Source organism: Brasilonema bromeliae SPC951 (genome assembly GCF_012912135.1).
In the GTDB taxonomy this organism is placed as follows: domain Bacteria; phylum Cyanobacteriota; class Cyanobacteriia; order Cyanobacteriales; family Nostocaceae; genus Brasilonema; species Brasilonema bromeliae.
The window spans coordinates 1-11,435 of the sequence record NZ_QMEB01000226.1; the positions used below are offsets into that span (position 1 = coordinate 1).

Here is an 11,435-nt window from a genome sequence, read left to right on the forward strand (position 1 = left end):
GTTGGGAAGCCAGTGCGGGAGGCGGATGCTGAGGTTTCCGAAGCGATAGACTTCTGTCGCTACTACGCCTCGGAGATGGAACAGTTAGACCCGGGTTATAATTACGACGTTGCAGGGGAAACAAACCGTTATATCTACCAGCCTCGGGGAATTGCTGTTGTGATTTCTCCTTGGAATTTCCCTCTTGCTATTGCAACGGGAATGACTGTTGCAGCCTTGGTTACAGGAAATTGTACTTTGCTCAAACCTGCGGAAACATCTTCTGTGATTGCGGCGAAGTTAACGGAAGTTTTGGTCGATGCTGGAATTCCTAAAGGTGTTTTTCAATACGTGCCTGGTAAGGGTTCGCAGGTTGGTGCTTATCTAGTGAATCACGCTGATACTCATGTGATTGCTTTTACAGGCTCACAAGAAGTAGGGTGTCGGATTTACGCAGATGCGGCAATTCTTAAGCCTGGTCAAAAGCATATGAAACGAGTAATTGCGGAGATGGGCGGGAAGAATGCGATCATTGTGGATGAAAGTGCTGATTTAGACTCTGCTGTTGTTGGGGTGGTGCAGTCGGCGTTTGGTTACAGCGGACAAAAATGTTCTGCTTGTTCACGGGTGGTGGTGCTGGAACCGGTATATGATACTTTTGTGCAGCGGTTTGTGGAAGCGACGAAATCGTTGAACATTGGGGAGACGGAGTTACCGAGTACGCAAGTTGGACCAGTGATTGATGCGAATGCACGCTCGCGCATTCGTGAGTATATCGAAAAAGGTAAGGCAGAAGCAAAAGTGGCTTTGGAAATGCCAGCACCGGATAACGGGTATTTTATCGGTCCTGTTATCTTTAAAGATGTACCAGCAAATGGAATCATAGCCCAAGAAGAAATTTTTGGTCCAGTTGTCGCGGTGATTAAAGTGAAGAACTTCAAAGAGGCGCTGGAAGTTGCTAACGGTACTAACTACGCCTTGACTGGAGGACTTTACTCTAGAACTCCTTCGCACATTGAGAAGGCGCAGGATGAATTTGAAGTCGGGAATTTATACATTAACCGCAATATTACGGGTGCTATTGTTGCACGACAGCCGTTTGGTGGTTTTAAGCTTTCTGGTGTTGGTTCTAAGGCTGGGGGACCAGATTATCTGCTGCAATTCACAGAACCGCGTACGGTGACGGAGAATATTCAACGTCAAGGTTTTGCGCCTATTGAGGGAGCAGATTAACAATTCAAAATTAAAGTAAGTTAGTAGGGTGGGCAGCGTTGCCCACCTTATTTTATTATCGAACCACGAAGACGCGAAGGGCGCGAAGAGATTTGAATGAAGGATGTCATCGTTAGAGTTGCTGATTGGTATAAGGAGTTTTCAGCAATTCAAGCAATCAGGAAGTCTGTTTTTCAAGAAGAACAAGGTGTAGATCCTGATTTAGATTTTGATGGAGAAGATGAAACTTCTCAGCAGTTGATTGCTTCTTTAAATGGAGAGTATGTGGGAACTGCGAGGGTGAGATATTTGGATGACAAGACTGCGAAGATTGAAAGGCTTGCTGTTTTACCCGTAGGTAGAGGGTATGGTATTGGCAAGAAAATTATGGAAAAGGCAATGGATGTTATAGCGAGTAAGAATATTCCAGAAGTTGTGGTTCATGCGCAAGAGTATATCAAAGGTTTGCATCAACAGTTGGGTTTTCAGGAAGAGGGAGAGGTTTTTGAAGAGGCTGGCATTCGTCATGTGACAATGAGGAAGAAATTAAATCAGTGAACAACTGATAACTGATAACTGATCACTGAGTGCCAATAGAAAACTGCTGTAAATGTTTGCAAAGTACCTCAATACACAATCGTATGACTTCACTGACTTTGGTCATTGGCAACAAAAACTATTCCTCTTGGTCGCTGCGCCCGTGGCTAGCGATGAAGCAGATGGGGCTGGAGTTTACAGAAATCCGCATTCCGCTTTATCAAGTTGGTTCCTCGGCGCAAGTGCGGCGTTATTCACCATCCGGTAAGGTACCCGTGTTACTCCACGACGAGATCACGGTTTGGGATTCGCTAGCGATTTTAGAGTACTTAATTGAGCAGTTTCCAGCTTTGCCTTGGTTACCCCTTGCAGCAAAACCGAGGGCGATCGCTCGTTCCATCTGTGCGGAAATGCACTCCAGCTTTGCCAATTTGCGCCAGCATATGCCAATGAACATTCGCGCTTACGTTCCAGGTGGTGAAGTACCTGCCTCCGTGCAAGCCGATATTACCCGTATTACAACCATTTGGCACGAATGTCGAGAAGCATTTGGCATGGGCGGAAATTTTTTGTTTGGCGCATTCACGATTGTAGATGCCATGTATGCTCCCGTGGTGACTCGGTTTATAACCTACGGCGTTCAGCTTGACTCGGTTTGCAGCACTTATGCAGAAGCAATTCTGGCGCTTCCTGCCATGCAAAACTGGATTGCTGCTGCTAAACACGAAACGGAAACGATTGAAAGCTACACAAACCCACCGAATTGAACTTAAGATGACTGCTAAAGATAAGCAGAATAGGTTTAATAGCCTGCTGATACTTGGGATAATTTGGTTATTGGGGGCGTTGTGCGATCGCATTTGGTTTGCTTTGGATCGTTCTGTCCCTGCTTGGGATCAAGCAGACTATTTAACTGGTAGTTTAAATTATTGGCACGCGTTGCAAAATCCCCAGTGGTTTAACCAGGAGTGGTGGCAAAGTTTTTGGCTGCTGTCTTCCAAAATACCGCCTTTAACTTACATCGTTACAGCTATTGTTCAGAATATCTTTGGCATCGGACCAGATCAAGCAACTCTGATGATGCTGTTGTTTAGTGCAATTTTACTAACTTCAGTCTATGGTTTGGGCACTGTGCTATTTAGCGAAACTGTAGGTTTGTGGGCTGCTGCACTATGCCAAATTTTACCTGCTCTGTATGACTTTCGTTTAGAATTTCTGCTGGATTATCCCTTGACAGCAGTTGTAACTTTGAGTTTCTTTTGCCTCACCGTTTGGCGAATCACACTGAACAAGGAGAAAGAAGAACGAGGGAGAATTTTGCCTCACTCCCCCCCTCTCTCACTCCCTCACTCTCTCCCTCCTCTCCTCTGGGCTGTAGCCTTCGGCTTAACTTTCGGGTTGGCGTTGATGGTGAAGCAGACGGCGTTGTTTTTTTTGTTGACGCCGATAGTCTGGGTTGGAGTGGGTGCGCTACGTCATCGGCGTTGGGGACGCTTATTACAACTACTGGGTGGTTTGTGTTTTTCGGTGTTGGTTTTTGGTCCTTGGTATCGTACGAATTGGCTTATCATCCTCACTTCTGGTAAACGGGCGACAATTGATTCTGCTATTGCTGAACATCAGCCTGGTCTTGATAAGCTGGAATCTTGGATTTACTATTGGAATCAGTTACCTTACCAGGTTTCGTTACCTTTGTTATTTGTACCTCTGGTAAGTTTACTTATATGGTGGGGGCGTTCAAAATTTGCGTCTGAAAATCCAAAACTCGAAACTATAACCTCAAGCAAAGCGAATCAGCAAAACTCATCACTCACATGGTTACTTGTGTTTTGGGTTGGGGGATATTTTCTCTCATGTTTGAACATAAACAAACATGAACGTTATGTCTTGCCTTATTTACCAGTACTGACGGTGCTTTTAGCGTATGGGTTGACGCGTTGGCGCAGTCTGTTTGGAAGCCGTGTCCGTTGGGGTACTTTTGGTATAGCAGTGATATTAATGTTGCTTAACCTGTTTCCGGTGGGAGGTGTTGTTGGTGGTTGGGTGACACAAGTTTTGAGTCCCAATGCTCAACGTTATCCTTATATGAAAGAGGAGTTACCCCATCGACAGGTGATTGCCCAAATTATCCAAACAGAACCGCATTTGCGTTCTACTCTGGGAGTGTTACCATCAACACCAGAAATTAACCAACACAATTTTAATTATTACGGGGCGCTACAAAACTTTCAAGTTTATGGACGTCAGGTGGGAACCAGGAAAAAGTATGTCGATCAGGATGGGCGATCGCTTGAGTGGTTCCTCACAAAAACAGGTGAACAAGGACCAGTCAAAGAAGCCCAAGCTGCTATGGTAAAGACTGTTGAGCAAGGTGGGAATTTTCAACTCAATAAGTCTTGGAATTTGCCTGATAACAGTCAACTCATGCTTTATCATCAACAAACGCCGACACTAGAAGTCAGACAGACTTCTCAACAAAACTCACAAGCCAAAATTGCCCTATCACAAGTAATTGTACCAGAAAAAGCTCCGCCAGGAGTACCAGTACCTGTAAGCTACGAGTGGTCTGGTTCTTGGGATGAATTACAACATGGGTTAGTGCTGCTAACTTGGAAAAATAAAAATTCAAAATGGATACACGACCACGGTATCGCCATGGGAACTTTGCATCCTGGTGCAAAAAAACCTGAAGGGACATTTCAAGTGATTGAAAAGATGGCGATGTTGCCTCCTTCTACTGTAGCACCAGGAACTTATACCCCAGAGGCAATTTACCTCAACAGACTATCAGGAGAAAGTTATCCCGTCTCAGTGCCAAAAGTAACACTACAAATTGACGCTCAAGCCACTGCTACACAAGCACCAGAATTGGATTTAGTGAGTCAATTAGAGACTTTAGGCGCTCAATTACCTAAAGGCACTGAAGCGGTGAGTCAAGTTTTTGAGGAAGTTGGACGTATTAATCAATACGATGCAATTCAGGATTATTTGGTACAAGCAAGGCTGACTTTAGAATATCGATTGCAACATTTTACCCCAAACCGAGATTGGGCATACGCTTTGGCGTTAGCAAACGTGTTGCAGCGGCGAGTGGAGGGTGCGATCGCATCTCTGAAACAAGTCACTCACTTAGATCCAGAAAATCCTTATGCTCACGCTTATCTAGCATTTGTTCAACTATACAACTGGCAACCAGCAGCAGCCCAAAAATCTTTAGAACCGAGTTTAGCCAAAAATCCCAATTTACCAGAATTCAGAGTTCTTTCAGGAGTTGCTGGTCTTATGCAAGGCGATTTTGTCAAAGCATGGAAAGATTTGTCAACATTGAGGAAGTAAAGAAAGCAGGATTGTGGAAACTTATTGGCACAGATGTCAATTGATTTCACGTTCACTCCCTCACTCCCTCACTCCCTCACTCCCTGTCTCAAACGTAGTCTGTTGACACCGGAGTATGTTAAAGTCTCTCGGTGCTATTATCTTTTTTCTCTTCTTTCTTCGTGTCCTTAGGGTCTTTGGGGTTCGTTACATTAGGTGCTTTTTGGGCGGGAGTTAAATTAGGCGTTTTTTGGACGGGAAGAGAGTTATTCGTTTCGACAACCGCAACCGCTGACATTCCAGGAGTCATGCGAGATTCATAACCTTGAATACTCTCAGGCTCAAATACTATTTTGACTGGAACTCGTTGTACGTCTTGAGCAAGGCTGGAATGAGCTGTGCCATTTTCTTGTGGGGGAAGAGCAACCTTGCCAAAGGAAGTGGGGGACATACTGTCTACCCTACCGCGAAACTCGCGATTTTGGAAAGCAGGGATTTTAATTGTCACTTTTTGCCCAGGCTGGATTTTTTCTAATTGAGTTTCTTTAAAATTGGCAATAATCCAAGGATTTGGCTGCACTATTGTAATAAGACTTTGTCCTGCTTGTACCTGCTGCCCTACAGAAACGTTTTTGTTAGCAACTTTTCCAACAACTAGCGGTGTAATATTGGTGTAGGATAGCTGAAGTTCAGCTTTTTTAACCTCTGCCTGCTTTTGGGCGACAGCAGCTAGCGCTGTTTTGTACTGTTGCTGATGTACTTGTTTTTGCTGATTTATGGTTTGTGCTTGTAATGCTTTCTCTCTGTTAACTGGCTGGTTTGGTGCTGAGTTGGATTCAAAAGCACTAAGAATGAGGAGATCTTTTTTGATATTTTCCCGTGCTAATTCTGCTTGCTGCTTAGCTAATTCTAGAGATGCTTTTGCCTGTGTCAGAGATGCTTGGTAGTCGCCTTTATCAATCTTCACCAATACATCCCTTGGAGACACCATTTGGTTATCATTGACTGTCACTTCGGTGACTATTCCCGATACGCGGGAAGTGATCGGGGAAACATTTGCGGTGACATAGGCGTTATCGGTTTCCTGAAACTTCGCCGCATACTGCTGGTTATACTGCCATGAACGGTATGCGTAAGTTGCGGAGGCGATCGCTCCTCCCCCTAACAACACTGCTAACAGCACTTTCGGTACCACATTGCGCTTAGATGGCGGTACAGGTTTTTGGATATCGCTGTTTTTTTGGATATCGCTGTTAGAGTCTGTGGTAGTGATAGCTGTCACCTTTTGGTCTAAACCTGGTTTTTGTCCCTCTAGTCCTGCAAGGCGTTGGGTTTGTTGTGAAGAATTTAGGTGTTCCATCAGCGACCTTCATTATTACAAATTATCAATAGTTTTACTTGAGGCACGGTAGAGATACATTTATTTGTTGGTCGTTTTGATTGATGCTCTTATTGTATAAACTGTTCCCCACAGCATTGCACGTGGAGATTCCATAAGGAATTCAAGAATTCCCATACACCCCGAATAACTTATCAACTCAAATATTGCATCAGTATATATTTTATCTAAATAATGCCAGTTGGCTTGAGTTTACAGTCGTTAGCACCCGATGGCTTGAAAGGTTGATTCAGAAGACTCAATGGTTATCCAATTTATAACCTATTTCCCCAGTACCCCTTAGGCATTGACCTAGAGAAAGATTCCTCAGTTGTAGAATTTTGCCAAAATTGAGGTATGACAGCTGTCGTGGAGGTAGAAAATGACAAATGACAGTGTAAGAATAGTCTCCCTCATTCCTGGTGGAACAGAAATTTTAGCAGGTTTGGGTTTGACGGATGCAATTGTTGGGCGATCGCACGAATGTGATTATCCCCCAGAAATTCAAGACCGCCCTGTTTGTACTCAAGCACGTATCAATAGTAGCGCCCCAAGTGGTGAGATTAATGATAAGGTTAATTATCTGTTGCAATCTGCCCTAAGTATTTATCAAATTAACACAGATGTTTTAGAGAAATTACAACCAACTCACATTGTTACCCAAGACCAATGTGATGTCTGTGCTGTTAGCCTAAAAGATGTGGAAGAAGCAGTTGCAACTATTGCAAATACCTCTCCTCAGATTATTTCCTTACAGCCAAACGTTCTTAAAGATATTTGGGAGCAGATTCAGCAGCTGGGTAACGTTTTTGGGGTAGACTCGCTGCAATTGATAGAAAATCTGGAAGCACGGGTGAAAATAGTAGACCAAAAAACACAAGGTCTTTCCCAAACAGAACACCTCCCAACTGTTGTTTGCATTGAGTGGACTGATCCTCTGATGGTTGCTGCTAATTGGATTCCTGAATTAGTAACCGAAGCCGGAGGACAACCATTATTTAGCATCACAGGTTCGCCTTCCACTACTTTCAAATGGGAAACACTCATTTCTAGCAACCCGGATATCATCATCTTTATGCCCTGTGGCTTTGATTTAAATCGTACCCGTCAAGAAGCCCAACTACTAACTCAACGTCCAGAATGGCAAAAGTTACATGCTGTCCAAAGTGGCAGAGTTTACATCACTGATGGTAATTCCTACTTCAATCGTCCAGGACCACGGCTTGTAGATTCTCTAGAGATTTTGGCAGAAATCCTGCATCCAGAAATCTTTCAATATGGATATAAACAAAAGGGTTGGGAACTTTTGTAGGTTTGTGTGAGCTAAAATGGCGTTTGTGCTTGTAGATGAATGGTTTCTCCCGACTGCGGATGCTCAAAATAAAGGTTCCTCGCATGCAAATGTAACCGACTTGCTGCTGTACGACATCCATAAAGGCGATCGCCCAAAATCGGTACCCCAAGTCCTCTGACATCAGCAGCGTGAACTCTCAACTGATGGGTACGTCCTGTTAGTGGCGTAAACTCGACGCGAGTGTAGTTTCCCTCAACTGCTATCATCTGAAAGTGAGTCACGCTGGGTTTTCCATACTGCCAATCAACTTGCTGATAAGGACGATTTTGAGGATTTCCCCATAGTGGCAGTGAAATCACACCCCGCTCAGTAGTGATAGAATCGGAAAGTACGGCTTCGTAAATTTTGCGAACCAACCGCTGCTCAAACTGCTGACTCAGTTGACGATAAGTTTGCAAATCGCGAGCTAACATAAGTATGCCAGATGTTTCCTGATCCAGGCGATGCACAGCCACAAGCCCTGTCCCATCAGGTAACAGATGACGCAAATGAGTGATAACACTGTCTTGAGTGTCAAAATAACGACCTGGAACTGACAGGAGTCCTGGGGGTTTGTTTACAACAATTAACCATTCGTCTTCATAAACAGTGTCAAATCCGAGTAATTGCCCAGTATAAAGACACTCCACACTCCCTCGGAACCTCACCCTGCCCTGTCGGGCATCCCTCTCCTTATTAAGGAGAGGGAAAGATTTTAGCGTAGCTAAAAGCGAGGGTGAGGTTCGCTCAGTTATGCTAGTATCTGTAGTTGGTTTGCTTTGAGTCAATCCTGACAGCAGAAACCCCATCAATGGCTGACAGCGCTCTGTACAAGCGCCGTAGAATTCTCCTTGCACTTTATCTTGATGAGTAGAAGAGGAACCCCACCAAAATTCTGCCATTGCCAATGGTTTAAAATTATGCTTTGCTGCATAGTGAAGTAGCTTTGGTGCACAACAATCTCCTGTGCCAGTGGGCATACCTCCTGGTATTAATTGCTGCAGTGATAGAGATTGTCCGAGAAAATTTATCAGGGTGTAAGCAGCGTGCATCTGCGCCTGGAGTTGGCGGGATAGTTCTTGACGCTGTTGTTTCAATTCCCGAATTCGTGTATCTGCTGCTGAAATCAACTGCTGAAGCGGCTTTAACTCTTCGTTTCGTTGGCGTTTTAGTTGCTTTCGTTCAATTCCTTCTCGACGACTTTCTTCATTGAGTTGTTCAAGGGCAAAGTGAAGTGTTTCTCCCGCCAAGGTTTTGCAGAGTATCTGGCGTTTTTCGTGTCGTTGGTTTTTGCGATCGCGATGGCGATCGCTCATTTGTTGCAGGCGCACCTCAAACTCACGAGATAGCGTTTCATACTGCAGCCGTTCTGGCAGTTGCTTGAGGGTTATCAGTTCCTGCTTGATAGCATCTAATTGAGCTAATGTGCTCGCTTCCTGTAAAGCAACTTGATCTCGTCCTGGAATGGGCGGTACCCAGCCCTCAACTACGCTGTCGCCATTCAGAAGACCAGAGAAAGCTTTGAGTATCCTTTGTTCCCCAGTAGGCAGTGAAACCAGTAATACCCCGCACATTTTCCCTTCAGAGGAATAACGGTTATCAATGGCAAGGTGTTGCATCAAACTGTAGGCGATCGCCTCTACCAAAGGAGTGCGCGGTAGTCGCAGTAGTTCCCCACTTTGAGGACAACGCCCTTGATAGTAATAGTTGGCAGAGGAGTCGCTGACTGGGAAATTAGAGTCAATGAAATCTGAAAGCGGATGCAGAACCATCATAGAAGGTATTGTTGGAAATCTGTTTGTTCTCCATATTTGAAATTATTACGCTCTACTCAACTGAAAACTGCTGTATGCGTTCCGGTGCATTGCTTGTGTATTTAATAAAAACGCTACAATTTTACACAACACTGAACCCATAAGAATTTTCTGTCAAGCTTAAGACTTACGCAAAAGAGATCCCTCAACAGAGTTAAAGAGGGGGCTTTTAAGATTCCCTCCTTTTGAAGGGAAGCTAGGGGGTATCGAGGTTTCGAGTTTTCAGTGCCTAAGTCCTGAAGCTTTCATCTCGGGAACTCAGCCTATATATTCATATACATGAACTCAATAAAGTAGATTTCAAAAATATGTCCAATCCAGTTAAACTATTTTTTTCCTACTCCCATAAAGATGAAGTATTGCGAGACGAATTGGCAACTCATCTGAGCATGATGAAACGTCAGGGAGTGATTGAAGCTTGGCATGATCGGGAAATCAGTGCTGGTGGGGAATGGGCAAATGCGATCGATGACAATCTTAACGCTGCAGATATAATTTTATTGCTGGTGAGCGCTAACTTTGTGGATTCAGATTACTGCTACGATATTGAGATGCAGCGAGCAATGGAACGACATGAGGCAAGAGAAGCTCGCGTGATTCCGATTATTCTCAAGCCAGTAGACTGGAGTGATGCACCTTTTGCCAAACTGCAAGGACTTCCTAAAAATGTCAAAGCTGTGACAACTTGGCAAGACAGAGATGAAGCTTTTTTGAATATTGCTCAAGGAATTCGCAGAGTCGTTGAAGAAATGGCGAAATCAAAAACCTCTTCAACCGCTTCTGAAACTACTACACCAGCGATGACGAGCGGTGAATTAACAGATAGGCAACGTCGCAGATTGAAGCAAGAAGAAGATTCACTCCAACAACAGTATGACCGAGAGAGCGAAAAATTAAGTCGGTTGCGCCAAGCATACTCGATTGAAACAGATACAGCGACAAAGTTTAAGCTAGAGAAACAAATTCAGGAAAGCGAAACAGAACTACATCGGTTAGATCGGCAGCTTGAGGAAATCGAGCAAAAGCTTGTGTAGTTATCTTAATATATATAAATAATGCCCCCTATGGAATCTATTGAAGTTTTTATTTCCTACCACCAAAAGGATGAGGACTTACGCGAAGAGTTAGAAAAGCATCTAGCGTCTTTGCAGCGGGAAAAAGTTATTACCAGTTGGAGCGATCGCAAAATCGTCGCGGGGCAAGAATTTAAAGGTGAAATTGATAAGTCTCTCAACCAAGCTGGGCTTATCCTGCTGTTGGTAAGTCCAGATTTCATTGCTTCAGATTATCACTGGACAGTTGAAGTTACACGAGCATTAGAGCAAAATGCAGCAGGAAAGGCTAGTGTTATCCCGGTGTTACTGCGTTATGCAGATTGGGAAACTCCTCCCATTGATGAACTGTCCCCACTGCCTAAAAATCGCAAACCGATAAAAAGCTGGAATGACCGAGATGAAGCATTTTTGGAGGTTGTCAAAGGAATTCGCGAAGAGGTTAAGCGATTAGTTGCTAGCTCGAATTACTCACCACCCAAACACGCTACACAAGAACTGGACAAGCGCCAATATCAAGTTACAAGTCTGATAAACGAAGCACATCGTTTGTACGAAGATAAAAACTTCGAGGAAGCAGTCCTCAAATACAAAGCAGCCCTCCGTCTTGATCCAAACTCTGTACTCGCTCACTATAACCTGGGGATTGCGCTGAAAAATCAAGGCAAACTCGATGAAGCGATCGCCTCTTACCGTAAAAGCTTGCAAATCGACCAAAATTATCCAAGTGTTCACTATAACCTGGGGATTGCGCTGTACAATCAAGGCAAATTCGATGAAGCGATCGCCTCTTACCGTAAAGCCTTGCAAATCGA

9 protein-coding genes are annotated in these 11,435 nt (G+C 44.2%); 7 read left to right on the top strand and 2 right to left on the bottom strand.

Translation table 11 applies throughout. The annotated features are described in order from the left end of the window. The 4 genes from pruA to DP116_RS22880 all read left to right on the top strand — a co-directional run. Positions 1–1,212, top strand: a 1,212-nt coding sequence (pruA, locus tag DP116_RS22865) for an L-glutamate gamma-semialdehyde dehydrogenase (RefSeq protein ID WP_169157361.1), incomplete at its 5' end; no start/stop codon positions are given. A gap of 96 nt (positions 1,213–1,308) precedes the next feature. Then, entirely contained in the window at positions 1,309–1,749 is a 441-nt protein-coding gene (locus DP116_RS22870; RefSeq protein WP_169157362.1) for a GNAT family N-acetyltransferase, read from the top strand. 83 nt (positions 1,750–1,832) lie between these two features. Next, positions 1,833–2,495, top strand: coding sequence for a glutathione S-transferase family protein (locus tag DP116_RS22875; protein ID WP_169157363.1), 663 nt, complete (start codon positions 1,833–1,835; stop codon positions 2,493–2,495). 7 nt (positions 2,496–2,502) lie between these two features. Next, complete coding sequence (locus tag DP116_RS22880) at positions 2,503–5,064, top strand: phospholipid carrier-dependent glycosyltransferase (protein ID WP_169157369.1); 2,562 nt, start codon at positions 2,503–2,505, stop codon at positions 5,062–5,064. 118 nt (positions 5,065–5,182) lie between these two features. Here the strand turns inward: DP116_RS22880 and DP116_RS22885 are convergent, their stop codons facing one another. Beyond that, positions 5,183–6,403, bottom strand: a complete 1,221-nt coding sequence (locus DP116_RS22885) for an HlyD family secretion protein (RefSeq protein ID WP_169157364.1) — start codon at positions 6,401–6,403, stop codon at positions 5,183–5,185. A 400-nt stretch (positions 6,404–6,803) separates the two neighbouring features. On the opposite strand from DP116_RS22885, the gene DP116_RS22890 reads away from it, so the two are divergent. Continuing rightward, positions 6,804–7,733, top strand: coding sequence for a cobalamin-binding protein (locus DP116_RS22890; RefSeq protein ID WP_169157365.1), 930 nt, complete (start codon positions 6,804–6,806; stop codon positions 7,731–7,733). Positions 7,734–7,744: 11 nt separating this feature from the next. Here DP116_RS22890 and DP116_RS22895 read toward each other — a convergent pair whose 3' ends face one another. Next, the gene (locus DP116_RS22895) at positions 7,745–9,529 is read right to left on the bottom strand and encodes an RluA family pseudouridine synthase (RefSeq protein ID WP_169157366.1); all 1,785 of its coding nucleotides are present in this window, start codon (positions 9,527–9,529) and stop codon (positions 7,745–7,747) included. Between the two features lie 347 nt (positions 9,530–9,876). Between DP116_RS22895 and DP116_RS22900 the strand changes: the two genes are divergently transcribed. Further along, a complete protein-coding gene (locus DP116_RS22900; protein WP_169157367.1) occupies positions 9,877–10,602 on the top strand; it encodes a TIR domain-containing protein in 726 nt (241 codons plus the stop codon). 30 nt (positions 10,603–10,632) lie between these two features. After that, positions 10,633–11,435 (top strand): toll/interleukin-1 receptor domain-containing protein (locus tag DP116_RS22905; RefSeq protein ID WP_169157368.1); only part of this gene is annotated, 803 nt, incomplete at its 3' end.